Annotated in this window: 19 protein-coding genes and 1 tRNA gene; 10 read left to right on the top strand and 10 right to left on the bottom strand. The window is 57.0% G+C overall.

The features are described 5' to 3' along the window. Positions 1-94 precede the first annotated feature (94 nt). From FAES_RS01255 to FAES_RS01245, 3 genes are all read left to right on the top strand, one after another. A complete protein-coding gene (locus tag FAES_RS01255) occupies positions 95-406 on the top strand; it encodes a DUF952 domain-containing protein (protein WP_310589898.1) in 312 nt (103 codons plus the stop codon). A 60-nt stretch (positions 407-466) separates the two neighbouring features. Next, on the top strand, positions 467-1567 hold the full coding sequence (locus FAES_RS01250; protein ID WP_015329361.1) for an efflux RND transporter periplasmic adaptor subunit: 1101 nt from the start codon (positions 467-469) through the stop codon (positions 1565-1567). A 66-nt stretch (positions 1568-1633) separates the two neighbouring features. Then, on the top strand, positions 1634-3082 hold the full coding sequence (locus FAES_RS01245) for an efflux transporter outer membrane subunit (protein ID WP_015329360.1): 1449 nt from the start codon (positions 1634-1636) through the stop codon (positions 3080-3082). A gap of 131 nt (positions 3083-3213) precedes the next feature. On the opposite strand, the gene FAES_RS01240 is transcribed toward FAES_RS01245, so the two are convergent. The 8 genes from FAES_RS01240 to FAES_RS30265 all read right to left on the bottom strand — a co-directional run bounded on the left by FAES_RS01240 (position 3214) and on the right by FAES_RS30265 (position 10620). Continuing rightward, entirely contained in the window at positions 3214-3981 is a 768-nt protein-coding gene (locus tag FAES_RS01240; RefSeq protein ID WP_015329359.1) for a hypothetical protein, read from the bottom strand. Between the two features lie 77 nt (positions 3982-4058). Then, a complete protein-coding gene (locus FAES_RS01235) occupies positions 4059-4685 on the bottom strand; it encodes a DedA family protein (RefSeq protein ID WP_015329358.1) in 627 nt (208 codons plus the stop codon). An 87-nt stretch (positions 4686-4772) separates the two neighbouring features. Continuing rightward, positions 4773-6659, bottom strand: a complete 1887-nt coding sequence (locus tag FAES_RS01230) for an ABC-F family ATP-binding cassette domain-containing protein (protein ID WP_015329357.1) — start codon at positions 6657-6659, stop codon at positions 4773-4775. 135 nt (positions 6660-6794) lie between these two features. After that, a tRNA-Gln gene (locus tag FAES_RS01225) sits at positions 6795-6865 on the bottom strand. A gap of 202 nt (positions 6866-7067) precedes the next feature. Then, positions 7068-7358, bottom strand: a complete 291-nt coding sequence (gene gatC, locus FAES_RS01220) for an Asp-tRNA(Asn)/Glu-tRNA(Gln) amidotransferase subunit GatC (RefSeq protein ID WP_041258489.1) — start codon at positions 7356-7358, stop codon at positions 7068-7070. A 123-nt stretch (positions 7359-7481) separates the two neighbouring features. Then, positions 7482-8249 carry a lysophospholipid acyltransferase family protein gene (locus FAES_RS01215; RefSeq protein ID WP_015329354.1) on the bottom strand — a complete coding sequence of 256 codons (768 nt, stop codon included), beginning with the start codon at positions 8247-8249 and terminating at the stop codon, positions 7482-7484. A gap of 92 nt (positions 8250-8341) precedes the next feature. Then, positions 8342-9862, bottom strand: a complete 1521-nt coding sequence (gene purH, locus FAES_RS01210; RefSeq protein ID WP_041258488.1) for a bifunctional phosphoribosylaminoimidazolecarboxamide formyltransferase/IMP cyclohydrolase — start codon at positions 9860-9862, stop codon at positions 8342-8344. 71 nt (positions 9863-9933) lie between these two features. Continuing rightward, a complete protein-coding gene (locus FAES_RS30265; RefSeq protein ID WP_015329352.1) occupies positions 9934-10620 on the bottom strand; it encodes a hypothetical protein in 687 nt (228 codons plus the stop codon). A 183-nt stretch (positions 10621-10803) separates the two neighbouring features. On the opposite strand from FAES_RS30265, the gene FAES_RS01195 reads away from it, so the two are divergent. After that, complete coding sequence (locus FAES_RS01195; protein WP_041257338.1) at positions 10804-12342, top strand: MATE family efflux transporter; 1539 nt, start codon at positions 10804-10806, stop codon at positions 12340-12342. A 67-nt stretch (positions 12343-12409) separates the two neighbouring features. On the opposite strand, the gene FAES_RS01190 is transcribed toward FAES_RS01195, so the two are convergent. Next, the gene (locus FAES_RS01190; RefSeq protein WP_015329350.1) at positions 12410-12802 is read right to left on the bottom strand and encodes an Hsp20/alpha crystallin family protein; all 393 of its coding nucleotides are present in this window, start codon (positions 12800-12802) and stop codon (positions 12410-12412) included. 282 nt (positions 12803-13084) lie between these two features. On the opposite strand from FAES_RS01190, the gene hemC reads away from it, so the two are divergent. Genes hemC through FAES_RS01175 form a run of 3 tightly spaced genes read left to right on the top strand, consistent with a single transcriptional unit; the run spans position 13085 to position 15825 of the window. Next, positions 13085-14011: a hydroxymethylbilane synthase gene (gene hemC / locus FAES_RS01185; protein WP_041257337.1), complete on the top strand. Its 927-nt coding sequence runs from the start codon at positions 13085-13087 to the stop codon at positions 14009-14011. 26 nt (positions 14012-14037) lie between these two features. Continuing rightward, a complete protein-coding gene (locus tag FAES_RS01180; protein ID WP_015329348.1) occupies positions 14038-14472 on the top strand; it encodes a GNAT family N-acetyltransferase in 435 nt (144 codons plus the stop codon). Positions 14473-14526: 54 nt separating this feature from the next. Next, positions 14527-15825: an ABC transporter permease gene (locus FAES_RS01175; RefSeq protein WP_015329347.1), complete on the top strand. Its 1299-nt coding sequence runs from the start codon at positions 14527-14529 to the stop codon at positions 15823-15825. A gap of 17 nt (positions 15826-15842) precedes the next feature. Here FAES_RS01175 and FAES_RS01170 read toward each other — a convergent pair whose 3' ends face one another. Then, positions 15843-17249: a carbohydrate porin gene (locus tag FAES_RS01170; RefSeq protein WP_015329346.1), complete on the bottom strand. Its 1407-nt coding sequence runs from the start codon at positions 17247-17249 to the stop codon at positions 15843-15845. Positions 17250-17474: 225 nt separating this feature from the next. Between FAES_RS01170 and FAES_RS01165 the strand changes: the two genes are divergently transcribed. The 3 genes from FAES_RS01165 (at position 17475) to FAES_RS01155 (ending at position 23270) form a co-directional block, all read left to right on the top strand. Next, complete coding sequence (locus FAES_RS01165; protein WP_015329345.1) at positions 17475-18818, top strand: TolC family protein; 1344 nt, start codon at positions 17475-17477, stop codon at positions 18816-18818. Between the two features lie 81 nt (positions 18819-18899). Further along, complete coding sequence (locus FAES_RS01160) at positions 18900-20021, top strand: efflux RND transporter periplasmic adaptor subunit (RefSeq protein WP_041258486.1); 1122 nt, start codon at positions 18900-18902, stop codon at positions 20019-20021. A 102-nt stretch (positions 20022-20123) separates the two neighbouring features. Further along, positions 20124-23270 carry an efflux RND transporter permease subunit gene (locus FAES_RS01155; RefSeq protein WP_015329343.1) on the top strand — a complete coding sequence of 1049 codons (3147 nt, stop codon included), beginning with the start codon at positions 20124-20126 and terminating at the stop codon, positions 23268-23270. Positions 23271-23368 lie beyond the last annotated feature (98 nt).

Here is a 23368-nt window from a genome sequence, read left to right as displayed (position 1 = left end):
TTGATTGTCATTAAGCGTACGAGTTGCTTTGACGAACAACGAATGACAATCAATGACGGCGAAGCCAGATGACGTGTAGCCAATGACAATTACTATGATCTACCACATTACGACCCGCGCAAATTGGGAAAAACAGGCCGACGAGCCGCTTTACGAAGCCGACAGCCTGCACACGGAGGGGTTCATTCACCTCTCGACAGCGGAGCAGGTGCCGGGTGTGCTGGAACGGTACTACCACGACGTACCTGACCTGCTGGTACTGCACGTCGACCCCAACAAGCTGACGGGTGATCTGCGCTATGAAGCCGCAACGAATAACGAACATTTTCCCCACCTCTACGCGGTACTTAACAAAGACGCCGTAGTGACGGTGGAACCTGTAACGCCGACGCTCCAGCTTCGGTAATGTATAGCCGGCTCCGAGCACGAGCCATTGCCGAAGCTGGAGCTTCGGTGCTACTGTCCTATGAAACGATTACTCCTCTTCCTGATTCCCCTCGGCTTGGTGGCGCTGTTTGTCTTTGTGGGCGTGCTGCCGCGCATCAAAAACCAGCAGGAACTTCGCGCCGAGGCCGAAGCCGAACGTACCCGCGAGCTGATCGTGAACGCCGTACCCCTCCGGCAAGGTACCGACTCCACCGGCCTGACGTTGCCGGGCCAGATCCGGCCGTTCATGGAAACACCCATCCGCGCCCGTTCGCAGGGGTTTGTGCGCAAGCGGACAGCCGACATTGGCAATACCGTTCGGCAGGGGCAGGTGCTGGCTTTGCTCGACGTACCTGAAATTGAGCAAGACATCGCCCGCGCCCGCGCCGACCTGGATCTAGCCCAAACGAACCTCGCCCGTGTAACGAGCGTGACGCTGGCTGGGGCCATCTCGAAGCAGGATATCGACAACCGCCGCGCCGCCGTGCAGGTAGCCGAAGCCAACCTGCGCCGGTTTCAGTCGGTGCGGGGGTTGCAGGAAATCCGGGCGCCGTTTACGGGTATCATCACCACGCGGGGCGTCGAAGTAGGCGACCTGATTTCGCCAACAAGCCCGCAACCCATGTACACGCTCGCCCAACTCGATCGCTTGCGGGTGTTTGTCGACGTACCCCAATCGTATTTCCAGCAGATCAGCGTGGGTATGCCCGCCGTCGTGCAGATTCCCGAATTGCAGAACCGTACGCTTACTGGCACCGTGGCCCGTACAGCTGGTTCGCTCAGCAGCGACTCGCGCACTCTGCTCACGGAGGTGGTAATCGCCAATCCAGGCCGTAAGATCCCGGCGGGGCTCTACGCGCAGGTGAAATTCGCGCCGCGGGGTAGTGCTGGTGCCAGCGTAATGCTGCCTGCCAACGCCCTGAAAATGACACCGCAGGGGGCACAGGTGGCTATTCTGGAGCCCGATATGAAAGTGCGTTTTCAGGCCATCAAGCTAGGGCGCGACTACGGTAACGTAATCGAAGTAACCACCGGCCTGACCGGTACCGAGCGCGTCATCACCAACCCCAACGACCGCCTGCGCGATGGGATGAAGGTGCGCCTGCGCCAGCAAAAAGCGGCTAAACCCAGCGCGGCGTAGCGCCATGAGTAGCGTATCGTCTGACCAGTATACAAGGCTCACCGACCAGACGACACACAGAAACCTATGAATCGACTTATTTTACTTTTTCTGCTAACAGGCACGGCCGTATTGGCCCAGGTATCGCCGCCCGGTGGGGCCGTGACCTTGCAGCCCGGTGCCGGAACCGTGCAGCCCTCGGCACCCGCAACGGCGGCCAATGTACCCGTCGGGAACGGCGCCAGCAATGCCAGTGCCGCCATTGATCTGCCCACCAGCGGCGTACTGCGTTTCAGCGATCCCATTCTAGCTGATCTGGTGCAACTGGGCCTGACCAACAGCCCCAACCTGCGCGCCGCTGTGAGCCGCATCGAAGAGTCGCGGGGACGCATTCGGATTGCGCAGTCGTTTCTGCAACCATCCATCCGCAGCAGCGCGCTCATCACCACGCAGAGCCTTTCGGAGCACCGCCCCGTGGCCATCCCAACGGCCACCGATCGGCTGCCGCGGTTTCAACTCAATACGTTTCAGTTGCTGCCGGTCGATGCCAGCTGGGAACTCGACGTGTTCCGGCGTATTCGGGGGGGCGTTACGGTGGCGCAGTTGCAGGCACAGTCGTTTGAGGCCGACCTGAATGCGCTGCGCCTTACGCTTGCCGCCGATATTGCCCGAACGTATTACCTCATCCGGGGCAACGAAGCGGAGCAAGCCGTTTTCCAACGCAACATTGCCGCCCGCGATTCAACCGTGCGCATCGTCCGCGAGCGTTTTCGGGTGGGGCTGGTCAACCAGATTGATGTGCAGCGGGCCGAAACCGATCTGGCGCAACTGCGCGTACAGATCGCTGGTCTGCAACGGGCGCGGGTCGAACTGGTCAATGCGCTGGCGCAGCTAACGGCGCAGGACCCGGCTACGTTCAATCTGGCCACAGGTACGTTGCCTGCTTCAGTGCCTACCTTCCCCTACGCCAACATTCCGCCCGATCTGCTCCGTCGTCGGCCGGATCTGTTGCAGGCCGAACGTGCGATCCAGGTGGCCGATGCCCAGCTATTGGTGCAGCAGGCGAGTACGCAGCCGCGTGTTACGCTGGTAGGGTCGGGCGGTGTACTGTCAGGACAGATCGCGTCGTGGTTTGTGCCGACTAGTGCTACGTACCTGCTGGGCGTCAACGCATCGGTGCCGCTCTATGAAGGGCGCCGTAACCGCGAAACCGTCGCGCTCTCGAAGCAGCAAACCCGCACGAGTCAGCAGGTGTATGAGCAGACGCTGCAGGTCGCCCAGCGCGAAGCCGAAACGGCACTGGACAACCTGACGTACCTGCGCGAGCAACTGGGCCTGCAAAACCAGACCGTCGCGCTGGCCCGCACCACCGAACAGTACAACCGGGAACTGTATGTGAAAGGGTTCACAACGTACCTGGAAGTGCTCGATGCCCAGCGGACGGTACTATCCGCCGAACAGCAGGCCGTTCAGCTACGCAGCCAGGAAGTGCAATACGTAGTGGCCCTGCTGCGCGCACTGGGCGGTGATTTCTAAAGGTGGCCAAACGCAACAGGTCCGGGTTGCTGGATGACTATGAAACCCAAAAGGGCCTCGACACAAGCGTGTCGAGGCCCTTTTGGCTGATACACTGGCAGCTCGGGGACCAGGTCCGTTGAACTAGCGCCTTATTTTTTCACAAGCCCTGCCGATGTAATGGTCAGGCCGGTCAGATCTAGTTTGAACAGCGAACGAAACGCCTTGTCGACCAGCGAACCGTAGGCCGGTAGCCCCCCCACTTTCATGGCGTCTTTCCAACCCGCATTTAACAGCACCGTTCTGATTTTTAACTCTTCGGCGTTTCGCGTCCGGGCCGAGGCATCGTTGGCCAGTTTTGTGGTGGCCAGTGCATTGGCCCACTGCTGCCGTACCCCTGCAATCTGAGCCGACGATAAGTCCGTCTGTTTATTGTGGACAATCATCCAGCTTTGCACGGTATAGGCAGCCAGCACGTCGGCCAGGTTGTTCGTCGCCAGGCCGGTGCCCGAAAGCAGCCCATTGAAGATGGCATCGTAGCGGTACTTCGTGAATTGTTCGCGCAACTTTGCCGCCAGATCGGCATTCGTTTTAGCGACGGCCTGAATGTATCCGTTCAGCACCGACGCCTTCTGGGCATCGGTCGCGGTGTAGGTATACGTAGCCGGGGATACGATGCGATTCGAGCGTGACGTGGTAGTCTTGCTGCGCGACTTTTTCAGCTTATCGGCGCCCGTCATCCGCTCAATCTGATAATTCATGATGGCGGTGTTCGTCGTGTTCATAGTCATATTGGCGTAGTCCATGGGCGTCGGGCCAATCCAATCCTGCGCAAGCGTCGGAGTCGAAACGCCGAGAATCAGGCCTACACCAAGTGCAACGGCAACTTGCCGGGCAGCTTTACTGCGTTCTTGGTTCATCGTCTTTGTCGGTTTACTACGGTTTACAAGGAACAGGCACAGCGCCACAAGCTGCGGACCTCGTATCGGTTCCTGGGCTATGCCTGCTTGCGGGAGTTTAAATATCCCTTGATCACTGTAAACGTAGTAACACCCAAAAAGAACAGAATGATCCAGTGGACGTAGTTGATGATCCACGGAAACTGCACGCCGAAGTAATAGCCGCCTGCCACCAGCACGAATGTCCACAGTGCGCCGCCGATGAGGTTATAGCTCATGAAGCGGATGAAATTCATGTGGATGATGCCCGCTAGCAAGGGGGCAAACGTGCGGACAACCGGCAAAAAGCGGGCAACGATCAACGCCTGATTGCCATATCGTTCAAACGTTTTGCGCGTGTTGGTGATGTATTCCTGCTTGAAAAGCAGCGAATCGGGCCGGTTCTGCAGTCGCCGACCGAAGAAATAACCGATACCATACCCCAGCAACGCCCCCAGCACCGCCGCGCTGAAAATGCAGGTTAGCAAGAGCAGCAGCGACACCGCCAGCACCTTGGTACCCGCAAAAACGCCCGCCAGAAACAGCAGGTAATCGCCGGGTAGAAAGAACCCGAAAATGACGCCGTTCTCGATGAAAACGATCAGGGTTACAACAACCAGCCCCCCCGTTCGAATAATCTCCTCCGAATTGAGCAGGTAGCGGAAAAAGTCGACGATGTCTTGCATACGTAGTGAATGGACAATGTATGATGCACAATGTACAATTAGACGCTAAAGCAGAGCCATTGTGCATTGTTCATCATACATTGTCCATTAAATAAACTCCGCCAGCGCTAGCCAGCGGTCGGTTTTTTGGGCAATCTGGTTGTCGAGTTGCTCGATTTCCGTGGCCCAGGCGGTGAGTTGTTCGTGGTGGCCGCCGCCGTTCAGCAAGTTAATCACCTCGGCCTTCCGTTGTTCTAACTGCTCGATTTCACCCTCCAGCGATTCATATTCGCGCTGTTCTTTGAAGCTCAGTTTTTTCTTCTGGGCGGGTGCCGCCGATTGAGCCGCCGACAGGTCAACCGGGGCCAGTTTATGGCTGGCTGAAGCGGCTTCTTTGGTCGCCGTGTTTTTCTTGGGCTGGGCGTCGCGCCATTCGCGGTAATCGGTGTAGTTGCCGGGGTAGTCGCGCACCTTGCCCTGTCCTTCCAGCACGAAGACGTGCTCCACGAGCCGATCCATGAAGTAGCGGTCGTGGGTCACGATCAACACACAACCGGGGAAGTTCAGCAGAAAATCTTCCAGCACGTTCAGCGTCGTGATGTCGAGGTCGTTGGTGGGTTCGTCGAGGATCAGGAAGTTGGGGTTCTGCACCAGCACCAGCAGGAGTTGCAGCCGCCGTTTTTCGCCACCGCTCAGTTTGGCCACAAAGTCATACTGTTTCTGCCGGTCGAAGAGGAAGTGGTGGAGCAACTGACTGGCCGTGATGGTCTGCCCGTCGGCCAGTTTCATCACCTCGGCCACATCCTGCACCACATCGATCACCCGCTGATTGTCGGGAATGTCGAGTTCGCTTTGGGTGTAGTAGCCGAATTTGACAGTGCCCCCCGCCACAATCTTGCCCGAATCGGGGCGCAGCTCGCCGGTGAGCATGTTGAGCAGCGTGGTTTTGCCCATGCCGTTCTTGCCAATTAGCCCCACGCGATCCTGCCGTTTGAACGTGTAAGTAAAATGATCGAGCAACACTTTTTCGCCGAAGCGCTTGCTCAGGTTCTCAACTTCCAGAATCTTGCTGCCCAGCCGCGACACGCGCAGGTTCAGGTCGAGTTCGCCTTCTGTGCGGCGACCTTTTACCTTGCCTTCCAGGTCTTCAAACGCATCCTCGCGGTATTTGGCTTTGGTGCCCCGCGCCTTTGGCTGGCGGCGCATCCACTCCAACTCGCGGCTATACCGGTTTTTGTTCTTCTCGAATTCGGCGGCATCGGCGGCTAGCCGTTCGGTTTTCTTTTCCAAAAAATAGGCGTAGTTGCCCTTGTAGGCATACAACTGCCCGTTGTCGAGTTCGACGATCTGGTTGCAGACGCGATCCAGGAAGTACCGATCGTGCGAAACCATCAGCAACGTACCGTTCTGCGTGTTCAGGAAGCTTTCGAGGTATTCGATGGCTTCCAGATCGAGGTGGTTGGTCGGCTCGTCGAGGATCAGCAGGTCGGGGTTCTGAATCAGCACCCGCGCCAGGGCCACGCGCTTCCGCTGCCCGCCCGACAACGTACCCACGCGCTGCTCCACGTCCTGAATGCCCAGCTCCCCCAGAATCTGCCGGATCTGAGCCTCGTAATCCCAGGCTTCGAGCTTCTCCATCTGGCTCATCGCGCGTTCGAGGGCGGCGGGGTCGTCGTGGGTGAGCGCTTTTTCGTAGGCGCGCACGGCGTCGAGTTGGGCGCTTTCGCCCGCCAGCACTTCCTCCATCACGGTCAGCGCCTCGTTGAGGTCAGGCTGCTGATCGAGGTAGCCCACGGTGATGTCTTTCCGAACGCTCACCAGCCCGTCGTCGGGTGGAGTAGCCCCGGCCAGAATCGAGAGCAGGCTGGTTTTGCCTGAGCCATTGGCCCCGACGATCGCGATTTTATCCCCCCGGCTCAGGCCAAAATTAACGTTCCGGAAGAGGGTCCGGTCGCCGTATGTTTTCGAAAGGTTTTCGGCTGAAAGGTAATTCATGGTTCGTAATCTTAACGCGAAGGCTGTCGCAAAGAACGCAAAGACCTTTTTACGAGACGATAAACGTCGCGGTCTTTGCGCCTTCGCGTTGAAAAACAAAAAAAGCCGATTCGGTGAGGAATCGGCTTTTGTAAGTAGCTCGACCAGGATTCGAACCTAGACAAACAGAACCAAAATCTGTCGTACTACCCTTATACTATCGAGCTATTTCGCATTTGCGAGTGCAAAGATAACAAGCTGAATGGTCTAAAATCAAGCCAATTCAGAAATTTTTTGTCTCCTGTAAAGCATCAATCCCCGGCCTCACACACACGTCAGCATTAGTTTTTAGCTATCTGTTTGATTGGCAATGGGTTGTTGCTGGCACTGGAGAGGCGTCACGGCTCGCGCCGATCCGGCGGTTTGGCATTAGAGTACTTTCGTTACTTTGAAAAACTGCTCATCATGGGCGGGGGCGTTGGCAAGAGCCTGCTCGCGGGGTAGTTGATTGGCCACGACATCGTCGCGCAACACGTGCTCGTCGTCTAGTTCCGACAGGTGCGTGAGGGGTTCAACGCCCGTGGTGTCTACTTCGTTGAGCTGCTCCATCCAGTCGAGTACGCTGTTGAGGCTGTTGAGCAGGGCGGCCTCCTCCTCCGGCCTGACTTCGAGCCGGGCTAAATGGGCAATCTTGTGTAAGGTTTCGGTATCGACTTTCATGAGGTAAATGTTATTGATTGTCATTCATGGTCATTGATTGGTTTTTGTCGAAATCAACACTACGAATGCTATTGAATAACGCGCAGCTAATGACCATCAATGACTACAAATGACAATCAATGACTATTGATGACGCGCGGCTAATGACAATGAATGACCAAGCTCTGCTTCGATTATCCGGTAGGTACGTTCGCGCAGGACGTCTACGTCTTTGGGCGTCAGGCCGGTGGTGCTGATTGGTTCGTGTACGACGATTTTCACCGCTCCCCAATGAACCCGAAACGGACTGGCATCGGGCAAGAGCCGGTAGTTGTTGAGCAAGGTGACGGGCACAATGGGCACCTGCTGCTGAATGGCCATCGTGAAGGCGCCATCTTTGAAGGGATAGACCATCGTTGGGGGCGAACCGTCGGGTTTCAGGGGGGCTTTGATACCGCCTTCGGGGAAGATAATGATGCTTCGCCCACTTGCCAGTGTACGCATGCACTTGGTGAGCGAGTAGGCCCGGCTTTCGGCACTCGACCGATCGACCATCACGTGCAGCTTGGCAAACATGTAGCCGAAGAGCGGGATCTTTTTTACGCCGATTTTTCCGATGAACGCGTACAGGCCGGGGATGACAACACCCAGCACGGCAATGTCGAGGTAGGAGAAATGGTTGGCGCAGTACACGTAGGCCTTCCCGCGCTCGGGCCGGAATCGCCAATCAACCCGGATGGGCATACCGACCAGCGGAAAGGCCAGATACCCCCAGGTACGTATGGCCCCGTGGGCTAGCCGCAAGCCAAACGAGCTTTTGTTCGAAGCCAGCCAGCTACCTAGTAGCACAAACGGCACCATCAGCAGAAATGTCAGCGAAAAGACCAGTACGCACCAGGCCGTGTAAAGCATAAGGGTGTTTTAATGAACGGTGTACAATTGACAATGTACAATGCATCCGACTAGTCCCATTGTACATTGTCAATTGTACATCGTTCACTCATTTAGTGTTTGAAATGCCTAACGCCAGTCGTGACCATGGCCAGGCCGTTCTGATTGCAGTAGTCGATGCTGTCCTGGTCGCGGATGGAACCGCCGGGCTGCACAACCGCTGTGATGCCTGCTTTGTGGGCGATTTCGACGCAGTCGGGGAAGGGGAAGAAGGCGTCGGACGCCATGACCGATCCGGTTAGGTCGAAACCAAACGAGTGGGCTTTTTCGATCGCCTGCCGCAGCGCATCGACCCGGCTCGTCTGACCAACGCCGCTCGCCAGCAATACGCCGGGTTTAGCCAGTACGATGGTATTCGACTTAGTGTGTTTGCACACTTTGAGCGCAAATTCGAGGGCTTTCAACTCGTCGGCTGTCGGGGCCTTATCGGTCACAGTCTTGAACTGATCGGCGGTTTCGGCGACGTTGTCTTTGTCCTGCTCGAGCACGCCGTTCAGGATGGTTTTGACCAGCTTGTTGGGAAGCTCGACAGGCCGACGCGTCAGCAGAATGCGGTTTTTCTTCGATTTAAGCAGCTCCAGGGCTTCCGGCTCGTAAGCAGGTGCGATCAGGATTTCCATGAACAGCTTGTTGAGTTCCTGCGCCGTGGCGAGGTCGACCGGTACGTTGGTGATGACCACGCCGCCAAAGGCCGATACCGGATCACAGGCGAGGGCTTTGGTATAGGCTTCAACCGCCGTGGGAGCCGAGGCAATACCGCAGGCGTTGGTGTGCTTGATGATCGCAAATGTGGGACCGTCGTTCTGAAACTCGTCAATCAGGCCCACGCAGGCGTCGACGTCGACCAGGTTATTGAACGACAGCTCTTTACCGTGCAGTTTGTCAAACATGGCGTCGAGGTCGCCGTAGAACGTTGCCTGCTGATGCGGGTTTTCGCCGTAACGCAATGAGACTGCGGGGCCGTTGCCCGTCCCCCTGGTTGAAGCCGGGGTTTGTCCGGCGAAATAGGCGTGGATGGCGGTGTCATAGTGCGACGTAGTGGCGAAGGCTTCCATCGCATAGCGCCGCCGGGTTTCCAGGTCAGGCTGCCCGTCGGTTTCGGTGAGCACGCGCAGGATGTCGGCGTATTGGGTACGTGACGATACGATGAGTGAATCCTGGAAGTTTTTGGCCCCCGCCCGGATGAGCGAAATACCCCCGATGTCGATTTTCTCGATGATGTCATCCGCTGACGCCCCCGAGGCGACGGTTTCTTCAAACGGATACAGATCGACCACCGTCATGTCGATGGCGGGAATGCTGTGCTGTTGCGCCTGCGCCACGTCGCCCTCGTTGTCGCGGCGGTAGAGGATGCCCCCGAATACGGCCGGGTGCAGCGTTTTTACGCGCCCCCCGAAGATCGACGGGTAGCCGGTGAGCGATTCGACGGGGATAACGGGAATACCCAACTGTTCGATAAACGTCTGGGTACCACCGGTCGAGTAGAGCGTAACGCCCTGTTCGTGGAGCAGTCGGACAATGGGTTCGAGGCCGTCTTTGTAATACACAGACAGCAGCGCAGCAGAGATTTTCATCAGGATTGTAAAATGGGTAACCGAACCCGGCAGGCCCGCTACCCGGTTCATTAACAGGCCACAAAGATAACCTATTCTGCCGCGATCTTTTTGTATAAGCGCTGGGTACGTACCCGCAGCCCGGCTTCGGTACCTTTTCCGTTGGCCAAAGCAACGAGATCGTCGGTGAGGGCTACCAGTTCACCCATCAAGGACCGGTCCGCTGGCGAATAGGTTCTGCCCGACCAGGTACGTCCACCATCTGAAGCCACGAAGTCATAATAAGTGCCATCGACGCCCACATCGAGTTCGATGAGCGCTGGTGAGCCTGCTACCGAGATTGGGCGTTTTCGTTTGCGGTAGTGTGCCTGATTCGTGCAGGTAATGAACAGTTCGGTTAACTGCGCAAACAGGGACGGATCGATCAACCGCCGGTGTTCGATGAGCGGTAAACTGGCCACGCTATCAGCTCCATTCTGTTGCTTTAACAAGGACCAGATGATGCGGTGACACGTACGGACTGTGAGCGTGTGATCCGGTCCTTTTCGGGACAGATGAAGTATGTACTCTGGCTGAAACGTAGGCTGAACGACAATCAGCGCCATTGGCCCTCTGTCATCGCTAAGGCCAACGAGCAATTTCTGCCGCAGCGTGCGGTAATAGGCCTGTTCAGAACCTGAAGGTGTAAAATAGCCATCGGTAGGTACTAAATGAGCCTGGCCTCTAGCGGTGTGGACTATGAAGACCAATACGATAGGCAGGACGAGCAAGAAACGCATGACCAGAGCAGGGGTTCGTTGAAAAGAGAGATGCAGTTGCTTTACTCATTTCATAAGGTGTTGGCATTGGTGTACGCGAAGAAGCCAGTTCTGCGGCGGCATGTGCCATCGGGCTGATGTATGGTGTACTTTTGCAACGTACCTGGCGGAACTGGGTACGTTCCCGACGAGACTTCTACTTCCTTGAGTGCATTTAAAAAATTAGCCAGCGATACGGCGCTCTATGGTATCAGCACCATTGCCGCGCGGTCGGTCAATTTCTTGCTGGCTCCTATTCAGACGTACGCGTTTAAGCAGCCCGCCTCGCTGGCGTCGAACGTAACGCTCTACGCCTGGATCGGTGTATTGTTGACCATATACACGCTGGGGCTGGAAACGGCTTTTTTTCGGTTTGCCGCCCGCAACAAGGGGGCTGAAAACGAAGCCGAGCGAGTGCAGGTCTTCAGCCGTACGCTGAGCATTGTCGCTACCATCAGCGCGGTCGCTACGGCGCTGATTCTGGTGTTTTCGGTACCGCTTGCCCAAGCGATGGGATACCCCGATGAAGTGCTGTTTATTCAATGGGCAGCCTTGCTCGTGGGCATCGACGCGATCATGGCTATTCCGTTTGCGCGGCTGCGGGTCGAGGGGAGAGCGAAGCAGTTTGTGATTGCCAAGCTCATCAACATTGGCCTGAACGTGCTGCTGAACGTGTTTTTCGTGATCCTCTGCAAAGACATCACCGAGGGCGATTACCTGCCCCAACTGCAACCGCTGGCGAATTTCTTCTACCGGCCCAGTATTGGCCCCGGCTATATTCTGCTGGCCAACCTGCTGGCCAATGCGCTTTATTTCCTGATCCTGCGCAACGCTTTCCGGGGCTTCCGCTTCACACTGGCGTGGCCCGAAGCCAAAACGCTGGTCACCTACGCCTTCCCGATTATGCTGACGGGGCTGGCGGCTGTGCTCAACAACCTCACTGACCGCCTCTTTCTGCGCGAATTCCTGCCCGACGGCTTTTATCCGGGGCAGACTGCCGAAGATGCGCTGGGCATTTACGGGCAGTGCTTCAAGCTGTCGGTATTTATCAGCCTTGCCATTCAGTCGTTTAAGTTTGCGGCGGAACCGTTTTTCTTTGGGAAGGCAGAAGACAAAAACGCGCCCGATTTGCTGGCGCGGGTTACCAAATGGTTTGTAATCGTGTGCGTGGCACTGTGGGTTGCCGTCAGCCTGAATATGGACTTGGCCGGCCTGGTGCTGTCGAAAAAGTACCGGGTGGGGCTGGGCGTGGTGCCGCTGCTGATGCTGGGCAACCTGTTTCTGGGCGTGTATTACAATATTTCGTTCTGGTTCAAGCTATCCGATAAGACGAAATACGGCACGCTGATCACCGTCGTAGGGTTGGCCGTAACGTTCCTGCTCAACTGGCTGCTGATACCGCAGTTGGGCTACATGGGGTGCGCGTGGGCATTTCTGATTTCCAGCTTCGTGATGATGGCGCTCTGTTACGTATTGGGCGAAAAGCATTACCCTGTTCCGTATAACGTAGCATCGGCAGTTGGGTACGTTGCCGGTGGGGGCCTATTGATTTACCTGGCTTCGTTTATCCAGATTCGCAACCTCTGGTTATCGGTGCCATACCATCTTGCCTTGTTTGGGCTGTTTTTGAGCTGCGTGGTAGCGGTAGAGTGGGATACCATCAGGCCGCTAGTGCGTCGGGCAAAAAAAAGCCCAACCTCGTAAGGCTGGGCGGCACGCATCTATGATTGACAGGGCGACTTAGGTAGCCCTGAGAGGCAAAACACTAGCATTAGAAGAGATTCTTGATATCGATCTTGCGATGCAGATGTTCTTCGTCTTTAAAGGGCAGGTACACCATTACCTGACCATGATCGTGCTCGGCTTCGATCTGCTCGGCATCGATAAACTCAGGGATGTCTACCACTTTCAGAAACATTGGTACGGCAAGACGCTGCGATGCCTCGTCGCTATCCTGCACCAACAACGTGTACAGCACCAGTTTGCTGCCTTCAACCAGTACGTTGAACGCGTTGGCACTAACGCCGGGGGCCGACAGTTTGATGACCAGACGCTCGTCTTCACGTTTCACGTCCATATTGGTCATACTCGACCCACCGTATAAGGTGTTCAGCAGGTCGATCTGACCGCCGTTCCCTTTAAACACATGATCTATGGCTCTCATCGTATTGGTTGTTTACTGTTCTGCATACCATTATTCAAATCCTGTGCCGACCTGAAAAATGCGCTTTTTTAACGCCAATGTGTCAGAGAAAACAGCCATTCTGGCTCAAAATCAGCCTTTTTGGCGGGTTGTTACTGGCGTTGAAGCTAGTGTGGGATGTGGGAAACAGTGTGGCAAAAATTGCGCACAACTGTAGAGATCGTAGCGGCTGAACGGCTTCAGCGGTGCAGCCAATCCATTGTAGCTCATCACGCGTCCGCTAATGGTTTGTACCTTTGTACTATGCATATTCGGATTGGAACCCGTAGCAGCCGGCTGGCACTCTGGCAGGCTGAATACATACAGGAATTGCTTCAGGCGGGTGGCCTCACGTCTGAACTGGTGTTGATTGAAACCAAAGGCGATCAGATCCTGGACCGGTCGCTGTCGAAGATAGGAAGCAAGGGCGTATTTACGCAGGAACTGGAAGATCAGCTCCGCGCCGGGCAGATCGACATCGCCGTGCATTCGGCCAAAGACTTGCAATCGAGCCTCCCCGCTGATCTGAGCCTTATTGCCTTTACCGAACGCGAACGGGTGAACGATGTGCTCGTCAGCCGTGATACCACTCTCTCGCTGACGAGTGGGCAGGCTTTCGTCGTGGGTACGTCGTCAACGCGGCGGGTAGCTATGCTGAAGCATTACTGTCCGCACATCAAGGTCGTCGATATGCGCGGCAACCTGCAAACGCGCCTGCGCAAACTCGACGAAGGCCAATGCGACGCGCTGCTACTGGCCTATGCGGGCGTACACCGGATGCACTATGATGACCTCATTGCCGAACATTTGCCCACCGACGACTTTACGCCAGCCGTGGGGCAGGGGAGTGTGGCCATTGAAGTGGCCGATACACTGCCCCTCGATAAGCTGGCCGCCGTTCGTCGACTGACCAATCATGAACCAACCGAAGTGTGCGTGAAAGCCGAACGGGCTTACCTGCGTCGGCTGGAAGGTGGCTGTAGCATTCCCGTGTTTGCGCTGGCGACCCACACGACCGAGGGCCAGGTCAGCCTGACGGGTGGTATCATCAGCCTTGATGGCAACGAGTGGCTGCGCGAAACCTTTGTGGGGCCACCTGCTGAGGCCGAAAAACTGGGTCACGACCTTGCCGAAGCCGTGCTGACGCGGGGTGGCGACGCTATGCTACAGGGCATTCGGGCGGCACTCTAACCGGTCTACTCACCCTCATCATCGTTATGCTCATTCGTCTTGCCCAAACCGAAGCCGACCTGCGTCGTTGTTTACCCGCCCTACTGGCGCTGCGTCCCCACCTGACTGCCGAACAGATTCTGGCGCTTGTGCAGGAGCAGCAGGCCCATGAGCGGTTTAGCGTGGCGTTTGTCGATCTCGGCGACGAGACCGACGCGCCCGCTGTGATTACCTTTCGGAAAATGACCCTGCTGGTATCGGGCAAAACGATTTATATCGATGATCTTTCCACGCTGCCGACGGCGCGGGGTAATGGTTACGCAGGCGCGTTGCTCGATTTTGTGATCGACCATGCTAGGCAGGCTGGTTTTCAGCAGGTCTCGCTGGATTCGGGCCATGGCGAGAACCGCGCCGAGGCCCACCGCCTTTACCTGAACAAACGATTCCGTATCAGTAGCCATCATTTTTCTCTGCCGATCTGACCCCGTCGGGCGCGGGTTTCCGCCGTCGCTCATTCCTTCTTTCACTCTTTATTTATGAACCTCGCCAAGATTTCGTGGAGTAACCTGAAAGATAAGCCGTTGAGCAGCTTCCTGAGCGGCCTGCTGATGACGCTGGGGATTGCCATTATTTCGCTGCTGCTGCTGCTCAACAAGCAATTGCAGGATCAGTTTAGCCGCAACGTGCGCGGGATCGATATGGTCATTGGGGCCAAAGGATCGCCGCTGCAACTGATTCTGTCGAGTATCTACCAGATCGACTCACCCACCGGCAATATTCCGCTTGAGGAAGCCCAACGCCTGACGCGCAATCCGCTCATCAAAACGGCGATTCCGCTGGCGATGGGCGACAGCTACCGCTCGTTTCGTATCGTGGGTACCAACCAGAAATACCTCGATCACTTCGGGGCTACCATTGGTGAGGGAAAACCCTTCGCGGCCGATCTGGAGGTGGTGCTTGGCCCGCGCGTGGCCGAAATCACAGGCCTGAAAGTTGGCGATTCATTCGCCAGTCAGCACGGGCTGGACGCCAATGGCGAAGAACATGGCGACAAAAAATACAAGGTGGTCGGCATTCTGGCCCCCAGCAACAGCGTCTGCGATCAGCTCATCCTGACCAACGTGTCGAGCATCTGGGCGGTGCACAACCATGAGGAGCACGAAGATGGTGAAGCCGGACACGACGAGCATGAAGAACACCACGACGAGGTAGCGGCCAACGTACCTGCGGGCGCTGACGGGCCGGGCGCAGCGGTATCAGAGGAAGGCCCCGACGAGCACGAAGCTGGCCCCGGCCCCGAGATCACGGCCATGCTGATCAAATTCCGTAACCCGATGGGGATGATGCTCAAGCGGGGCATCGACAACAATTCGAAGCTACAGGCGGCCCTGCCAGCCATTGAGGTAAACCGGCTGTTTGAACTGCTGGGCGTTGGCGTGCAAACCCTGCGCGGGCTGGCCCTGGCCATTATCATCGTGGCGGGTATCAGCGTGTTTGTATCGCTCTACAACTCGCTGAAAGAACGCCGCTATGAAATGGCGCTGATGCTCTCGATGGGGGCCACGCGGGCGCAGCTATTCGGAATGTTATTACTCGAAGGACTGGTATTGGCGCTGATTGGCTTCGTTGCCGGGTTGGCCATCAGCCGGCTGGGGCTGTGGCTGCTGTCGCAGTTTGTCGAGGGAAACTACCATTACAGCCTTGCCAACCTCGCCATCCTGCCCGACGAATGGTGGCTGCTTGCCGTCGCCATTGGTATCGGGCTGGTATCGGCGGCGCTGCCCGCGTTAGGCGTCTACCGCATGAATATCTCGCGCGTGCTGGCGGAAGAGTAAAAAAATAGTCCTCTGTTTTAAAATTCCACGTGGGTACGTATAGCGAACAGGTTCACCGGGCCGCGGTCGCCGTTGTAGCCGGGGTTGTCGATCAGCTGGTAGTCGGCGGTTAGGAACAGGGTGCGGGTGAGGCGGGTCTTGTAAAAGGCCTCCAGAATCTGCTCCGTCTGGTAATTGGGTAGTCGGCCATCACCGAGCATAAAGGCCACGCCGCCTGCATTCAGAAAGGCCACGTGTTCGGGCGATAGTCCGTTGACGACCCCCGCAATGCCCAGCGCGTCTTCGGGCCGCCCCCAGGCATGACCGGCCAGAAACGCCCCCACCGCCAGGCTCCGGTCAATTTCGGTAAAGGCCCAGGTCGCCGTTTTGCCATCGTTCCAGCTGACGCGGGCAAACAGGCCGCTATTCCGGGCCAGAGGCTGCTCAAGACTCAGCCCGAAACCATACTTCACCCCGCCATATTGATCACCATATATAATGTAGGGTCGGTCTGGGTTATACGTGCCGGTTAGCAGCCGCTGCGTGGCGTCGGCGTAGTGCGGCGCTTTCGACGTGTTGCGGAAGCCAAGCAGCCGCACCGTGCCGGGCTGTTTCAGCAGGCGATAGCGGCTTTCCAGCTCGACCGTCAGCCCCCCCGACTGCCCCACGTTCCAGTCAAGCACGCCGCCATTGGCCGTTTTGGGCATAAGGCTGTAGGCTACGCGCAGTTCATAGGCGGGCCGCACATATTCTAGCGCCAGCCCCCAGGTATAGCCACGCGTGTTGGCGGGGTAATCCCAGGCGCCGTAGCTCATCAGCGACCAGTTCATAAATTGGGTGCGGGGGTCATGTGAGTAGCGGTTGTTGTCGAAAATATCGGCCACCGAAAATTTCCCCGCCGTAATGACCACGCGGGCGTCGGGCCGTTGCTGCTTCACGTGGTTCGCCTCCGATTCGATGTTCTCCGGCTGGGCACCGGGCAGCGCAAACACCTGCTCCATATAAAAGCGAGCCACATACACGGCGGGCTTGGCACTCCCGATCCGGAACGATTCGCCGTTGGGAAAGCCACCCAGCCCTACCGCTGCATTGTAGAGCGTCTCGTCGTAAGGCGCACTCGGATCGCGGTGCCCCACACCCCGCCCGCCCGCAATCTCCGGGTTAAGGTAGAGGCCGGCGCCTTTCCAGAGCCGCCGCCCCACAAACAGGGTTGTCGTGACCGAAAGCGTTGTGTCGGGTAAATCGCTGAGCGTGTTTCGGCCAACGTACCCAGCGCCCCGGAAGCCCGTGTGGCCCTGCACAATCGTTGTGAACTGGTAGTGTAAGCTCCAATTGCTGGATGAGTCCAGGTAATTATTGTTGTTGTCTTTCTGAGCGATGGCGGAAAAAGAAAGCGCGGAAAAAAGGAGAACGAAACAAGGGGTACGGCTGATGAGAAAGCGCATGGCTCAGTGTGATCTGGCGAAAGCGCGCAACCTACCGGGGGGGTATTAAAGACAGATGAGGGGTTAATTAAAAGGCCATGATAAAACTAAGGATAAACAACAAGGTATTTAAGACAGGCTTAATAGCTCTTTAAGCGGCCCTTAACAGCACCACGAGTACTTGCAGCCAGAAAGCCGATGTAATTCTACATAGGGCCGACTACTACACCGAACGCTGTTATTACTATGACTTTTAGCATTGGAAGCGGCCCCAGAAGCTGGTTGTTTTCTAATCTGTTTTGGCTCATTGGCCTGGCCGCGCAGGCTCAGCCCCGCACTGTTGATGTGCCCACCACACCAACGGCTACCGACACCATTCGCCTGAATCTGCCTCAACTGGAAGCGCAGGTGCTAGCGCGAAACTACCAGTTGCTGGCTCAGAAATACCAGATCGATATCGCTGGTGCCAACATCACGCAGGCGGGTCTGCGCCCCAACCCAAACCTGTGGTTTCAAACCAACCTGTATAACCCCAACACGGGAAAAGTGCTGCCACTGGCGACACCGTCGCAGGCCGAACTCAACGCGCAGACATTCAACAGTGGGTACGTTGCCCTGCAACTTCAGCAGGTGATTCTGCTGGCGGGTAAGCGTAGCAAACTGATTGCGCTGGCCGAAAGCAACCGCAGTCTGGCGCAGATCGCCTTTCGCGACGTACTGCGGTCGATCCGCTACCAACTTTACAGCACCTACGCCGATTTGTATTTCGACTTGCAGGCGCTGAACCTGTTTCAGGCCGAATTGGCCAGGCAGCAGCGGCTCGTCGAGTCGACGCGGATTGCGTTGCAAACGGGCGGCGCAGCCCAGTATGAGGTAACCCGGCTCGACGTGGCCAACCGTGACCTGCAAGCCAACATCTCGAACTACCGGGCGCAGATTGCCGATGAGCAGGCGACGCTACGGGTCCTGCTTCGTCAGAGCGCCGGTACGTTCATTTTACCGACCGAATTGCCCGTGACCACCAAACCGATGCCCGTGCTGGCGTCGGCGCTCGACTCGGCCCTGACCAACCGGCCCGACTTGGCCCTGACGCAGGAACAGATCACCAACGCGCAGCGTAGCCTGACCCTCGAAAAGGCCCGACGCACGCCCGATCTGACGCTGGGTGTGCTGTATGAGCGGTACGGCAACGCCTTCACCAACTTTACGGGACTACAGGCGGCGATGGATCTGCCCGTGCGCAACCGCAATCAGGGGGGCATTCGAGCCGCCGAATTGGCGTCGAAAACAGCGGAGGCGGGCGTCGAAAACCAGCAGGCCGTGGTGCAGAGCGATGTGCTCAACGCCTACGACAAACTCAACGCCTATTACGCACAGTTGAACGATCGCCCCGCTGGTTACCTCGACCGCATCCAGACGATCTCGACGGAAGCTACCAAGGCCTACAATGGCCGTGTCATTGGCTTGCTCGATTACCTCGACAAAATCAGGACCTACCAACAGGCGCAACTCAACCACATCAATCTGCTTAACAACCTGTTTCAGAGCCAGCAACAGCTCGATTACGTAACCAACACGCGCTTCTTTTAATGAGTGAACGAGTGAATGAGCGAAATGCTCTTCGCAGGTACGTTCCGCATTCACTCTTTCGCGCTCTCACTTTTCGACTCCATGAAAACGACACACCTCATCATTCCCGCCCTGCTGCTGCTGGCTGCCTGTGGGCATAAACAGGACGAAAAAGCGGCCAACGTACCCACGTCTGCCGCTGATTCAACGGCCAGCTTTCTGACCGATTCGGTTCGGCGCATGAACCCCGAAAACGAACTGACGCTCAACGGTACTGTTACCTTCGACCAGGACAACGTCGTGCGGGTGTTTCCGCTGGTATCGGGCAACGTCGAGAAAGCCAACGTAACGCTGGGCGCTTACGTAAAAAAGGGGCAGGACCTGGCCGTGATCCGCTCGGGCGATATCTCGAATTATGTGAACAACTACCAGTCGGATAAGGCCGATCTGGAAGTGGCGCAACAGGCGCTGAAAAACACCGAAGCGCAGTTCAAAGCTGGGTTTGCCTCGCAGACGGATATGCTGACGGCCAAAAACAACCTCAAGAAAGCGCAGGAAGAGTTGGGTAAGTCGGCCAACGTGCTGCGGGTTTACGGTGGCACCAACGCCAGCAACGGGCAGCCGTACTTCACGGTGAAAGCCCCCATTGGCGGTTACATCGTCGAAAAGAACGTGAACACGGGTCAGGACCTGCGCGCCGACAACCAGAACCCGCTCTACACCATTTCGAGCTTGCAACGGATCTGGGTGATGGCCAACGTCTATGAGCAGGATATTCCCCAGATTCAGCAGGGTGAAGCCGTCGACGTGCAGGTGCTGGCTTATCCCGACCGCACGTTTCGCGGCCACATCGACAACGTGAGCAGCATCCTCGACAATCAGGCGCGGGTGCTCAAGGTGCGGATTGTGCTCGACAACAGAGACGGGCTGCTCAAACCCGATATGTTTGCCACCATCCACGTGCACGTAGGCAACAACGGCGGTGCCAGTCCGGTAGGGGGTACGTCGGCCAATGTGCTCGCGGTGCCCCAGAAAGCCGTCGTTTTCGACCGCGACCATTACTACGTGATTCTGCAAACAGGTAAAGACAAATACGAAGTGCGGGAAGTGAACGTGGAGAAAAACACGACTCGCTATGCCTTCGTGGAAGGGGGTAACCTAAAGCCCGGCAACACCGTCGTGACGGAAGGAAGTCTGCTGCTATACAATGATTTAACGGACTAAAAATAATGAGTGAACGAATGAAAGAGTGGCCTGCCGGGGCCTGTTTCTCTTGCGGTGTAGGCATCGCTCTTTCGCTCGTTCATTCGTTCGCTCTTTAAGCTTATGAACAAGTTCATTCGCAGTATCATCACCTTCTCGCTGACGAACCGCTTTGCGGTGTTCTTCGGCATCCTGCTCCTGATTGTGGGCGGCGTGGTGAGCTTTCTGAATACCCCCGTCGAGACGTTTCCCGACGTGACCAACACCAACACCATTGTGATCACGCAATGGCCGGGCCGATCAGCCGAGGAGGTGGAGCGCTACGTGACCATCCCGCTCGAAACCGAGTTGAACTCGGTGCCGCGCAAGACGACGCTGCGGTCGGTGTCGCTGTTTGGGCTATCTGTCGTGACCATGATTTTCGACGATGGCGTCGACAATTTCACGGCACAGACTAACGTGGCCAACCGCATCGCCAACGTCGATCTGCCCGAAGGCGTGCAGGCTGAAATTCAGCCGCCGTATGGCCCGACGGGCGAGATTTATCGGTTCACGCTGGAAAGCAAAACCAAAGACATCACCGAGCTGAAATCCATCCAGGACTGGGTGATCGAGCGGCAGATCAAGAGTGTTCCTGGCATTGCCGACGTGGTGAGCTTCGGCGGGAAAGTGAAAACCATCGAGGTAAGTCTCGACCCTACGCTGCTAGCTAACTACGGCTTTACGACGCTCGACGTGGATGATGCCATTCACCAGAGCAACATCAACGTGGGGGGCGATGTGATCAAACAAGGCAATCAGTCGCTCGTGGTGCGGGGCATTGGCCTGCTCACCAAACCCGAAGACGTGGCGGGCATTATCATCGATAACGTCAACGGCGTGCCGGTCCGGGTACGTGACGTGGGCACGGTGCGCGAATCCTTCCAGCCCCGGCTGGGTATCGTGGGTCGCAACAAGCAGGACGACGTGGTTGAGTGCATCGTGGTGATGCGGAAAGGCGAAAACCCCAACGAGGTAATTCCCGCCCTGAAAGAGAAGATCGACGAGCTGAACAATTCGATCCTGCCCAAGGACGTGAAGATCAAAACCTTCTACGACCGCACCACGCTGAATAACTACACCATGCATACGGTGGGCGAAAACGTGTTTCTGGGTATTTTCCTCGTTACGGTCATCCTGCTGCTGTTCCTGGCTGACTGGCGCACCACGCTCACCGTGGCCATTGTAATTCCGCTGGCGCTGCTCTTTGCCTTTGTCTGCCTGAAAGCGCGGGGCATGACGGCCAACCTGCTCAGTATCGGCGCACTCGATTTCGGGATCATCATCGATGGGGCCGTGGTGATGGTCGAAGGGGTGTTTGTCATGCTGGCGCACCGGGCCGAAACCATGGGGATGATGCAGTTCAACAAGCGGGCGAAGCTAAGCTGGATTGCGGGCACGGCCACCGAAGTGGGCAAGTCGATCTTCATCGCTAAGATCATCATCATCACGGCCCTGCTGCCCATTTTCGCCTTCCAGAAAGTCGAAGGCAAACTCTTCAGTCCACTCGCTTGGACGATCGGCTTCGCGCTGCTTGGTGCCCTGATCGTGAGCCTTACGCTCATTCCCTTACTGTGTTCGCTCTTCCTGAAAAAGAACGTCCGCGAGCGGCATAACCCGCTGGTCGAAGGGCTCACTAAAGGGTACACACCCGCCCTCGACTGGGCCATTCGTAAGCCCAAAACCATCATCGGTATTGCCGTGGGGGCGTTGCTGGTATCGGGTTTCCTCTTTCTGACGCGGGTCGGTTCCGAGTTTCTGCCGGGCCTGAACGAAGGCTCGATTTACGTGCGGGCCAGCCTGCCTTATTCGGTGTCGCTCGACGAAAGCTACGCCTACACCCGCAAGTTCCGGGCGGTGTTCAGCGAATTCCCCGAAGTGCGCGGCGTAATTTCGCAAACGGGCCGTCCCAACGACGGTACCGACCCGACGGGCTTCTTCAACAACGAATTCTTCGTGGACCTGTACCCGAAAGAAGACTGGCCCGAGCGCAACAACGGCAAGGCGGTGAGCAAAGAAGAGCTGATCGAACAGATGCGCCAGAAACTGGCTCGTTTCCGGGGTGTTACGTTTGGCTTCTCGCAACCCATTTCTGACAACGTGGAAGAGGCCGTATCGGGCGTAAAAGGGTCGATGGCGATCAAGATCATCGGGCAGGACCTGAACGTACTCGACAAGGAAGCCACGCAGGTCTACAACGTGATGCGGACGATCAACGGCGTGGAAGACCTCGGGGTGTTCCGCAACCTGGGGCAGCCGGAATTCCGGATCACGCTCGACCCGCAGAAACTCGCGCTGTACAACGTACCTACGGAGATGGCGCAGTCGGTGATCGAAACGGCGATTGGGGGCAAGACCGTGACGCAATATTTTGAAGGCGAACGCCGCTACGACGTGAAGGTGCGCTACGGTGAGCAGTTCCGCTACTCGCCCGAACTGATCGAGAACCTGCTGGTGCCGACCCGCTCGGGCGCCAAAGTGCCCCTGAAAGAGATTGCCACCATCGGCACGCAGTCGGGTCCGGCGTTCGTGTATCGCGAAAACAGCGCCCGGTTTATCGCCATCAAATTCTCGGTGCGAGGCCGCGATTTGGGCAGTACCATCGCCGAAGCGCAGAAAACCGTGGCTCAGAAGGTCAAACTGCCCGACGGCTACCGGATGCGCTGGGCGGGTGAGTTTGAAAACCAGACCCGCGCCGAAAAAACGCTGGAAATGGTCGTGCCCATCTCCATAGTGATGATCTTCCTGATCTTGCTCTTCACGTTTGGGTCGGCGCTCGACGCCACACTCGTCATTCTGAACGTACCGTTTGCCCTGATCGGAGGCTTCCTGTCGCTGTGGCTGACGGGCATTAACTTCAGCATCTCGGCGGGCGTTGGGTTTATCTGCCTATTTGGTGTATCGGTACTCAACGGGGTGATTCTGCTGGGACGTTTCAAGGAAAATCAGCATAATAAGATGAATATCAACGATGCCGTGCGTGAAGGCGCCATTTCGCTCGTGCGACCCATCGTGATGACCGCCCTGATGGCCTCGTTGGGGCTATTGCCGGCGGCCCTCTCAACGGGCATCGGTTCCGAAACGCAAAAGCCGCTGGCCACCGTCATGATCGGCGGGCTGATCACCAGCACCATTCTGTCGCTGCTCATCCTGCCCGTTATGTACGACCTGATCTACACGCGGCAGCATCGCAAAAAGCAGGCGAAGCGGGAAGAGGCCCTCACAGCCTGATCTCAGTAAACAAGGCTACGCCACCGCCACTGGTCAACACAGCAGCGGTGGCGTAGCCTTGTTTAACCTGGCGAACGGTTGGGGCCGTTGCTCGATTT

This window comes from Fibrella aestuarina BUZ 2, from assembly GCF_000331105.1.
Classification (GTDB): Bacteria; Bacteroidota; Bacteroidia; order Cytophagales; family Spirosomataceae; genus Fibrella; species Fibrella aestuarina.
This window is presented reverse-complemented; position numbering and strand designations above follow the sequence as displayed.

Bases quoted from the DNA above. Each gene is read 5' to 3' on its own strand.
- FAES_RS01215 (WP_015329354.1), bottom strand. From the start codon at position 8,249: ATGCTTTACACGGCCTGGTGCGTACTGGTCTTTTCGCTGACATTTCTG.
- FAES_RS01235 (WP_015329358.1), bottom strand. From the start codon at position 4,685: ATGCAAGACATCGTCGACTTTTTCCGCTACCTGCTCAATTCGGAGGAG.
- FAES_RS01255 (WP_310589898.1), top strand. From the start codon at position 95: ATGATCTACCACATTACGACCCGCGCAAATTGGGAAAAACAGGCCGAC.
- FAES_RS01175 (WP_015329347.1), top strand. From the start codon at position 14,527: ATGAACCTCGCCAAGATTTCGTGGAGTAACCTGAAAGATAAGCCGTTG.
- FAES_RS01170 (WP_015329346.1), bottom strand. From the start codon at position 17,249: ATGCGCTTTCTCATCAGCCGTACCCCTTGTTTCGTTCTCCTTTTTTCC.
- FAES_RS01165 (WP_015329345.1), top strand. From the start codon at position 17,475: ATGACTTTTAGCATTGGAAGCGGCCCCAGAAGCTGGTTGTTTTCTAAT.
- gatC (WP_041258489.1), bottom strand. From the start codon at position 7,358: ATGAAAGTCGATACCGAAACCTTACACAAGATTGCCCATTTAGCCCGG.
- FAES_RS30265 (WP_015329352.1), bottom strand. From the start codon at position 10,620: ATGCGTTTCTTGCTCGTCCTGCCTATCGTATTGGTCTTCATAGTCCAC.
- FAES_RS01160 (WP_041258486.1), top strand. From the start codon at position 18,900: ATGAAAACGACACACCTCATCATTCCCGCCCTGCTGCTGCTGGCTGCC.
- FAES_RS01245 (WP_015329360.1), top strand. From the start codon at position 1,634: ATGAATCGACTTATTTTACTTTTTCTGCTAACAGGCACGGCCGTATTG.
- FAES_RS01250 (WP_015329361.1), top strand. From the start codon at position 467: ATGAAACGATTACTCCTCTTCCTGATTCCCCTCGGCTTGGTGGCGCTG.
- purH (WP_041258488.1), bottom strand. From the start codon at position 9,862: ATGAAAATCTCTGCTGCGCTGCTGTCTGTGTATTACAAAGACGGCCTC.
- FAES_RS01240 (WP_015329359.1), bottom strand. From the start codon at position 3,981: ATGAACCAAGAACGCAGTAAAGCTGCCCGGCAAGTTGCCGTTGCACTT.
- FAES_RS01190 (WP_015329350.1), bottom strand. From the start codon at position 12,802: ATGAGAGCCATAGATCATGTGTTTAAAGGGAACGGCGGTCAGATCGAC.
- FAES_RS01155 (WP_015329343.1), top strand. From the start codon at position 20,124: ATGAACAAGTTCATTCGCAGTATCATCACCTTCTCGCTGACGAACCGC.
- FAES_RS01180 (WP_015329348.1), top strand. From the start codon at position 14,038: ATGCTCATTCGTCTTGCCCAAACCGAAGCCGACCTGCGTCGTTGTTTA.
- hemC (WP_041257337.1), top strand. From the start codon at position 13,085: ATGCATATTCGGATTGGAACCCGTAGCAGCCGGCTGGCACTCTGGCAG.
- FAES_RS01230 (WP_015329357.1), bottom strand. From the start codon at position 6,659: ATGAATTACCTTTCAGCCGAAAACCTTTCGAAAACATACGGCGACCGG.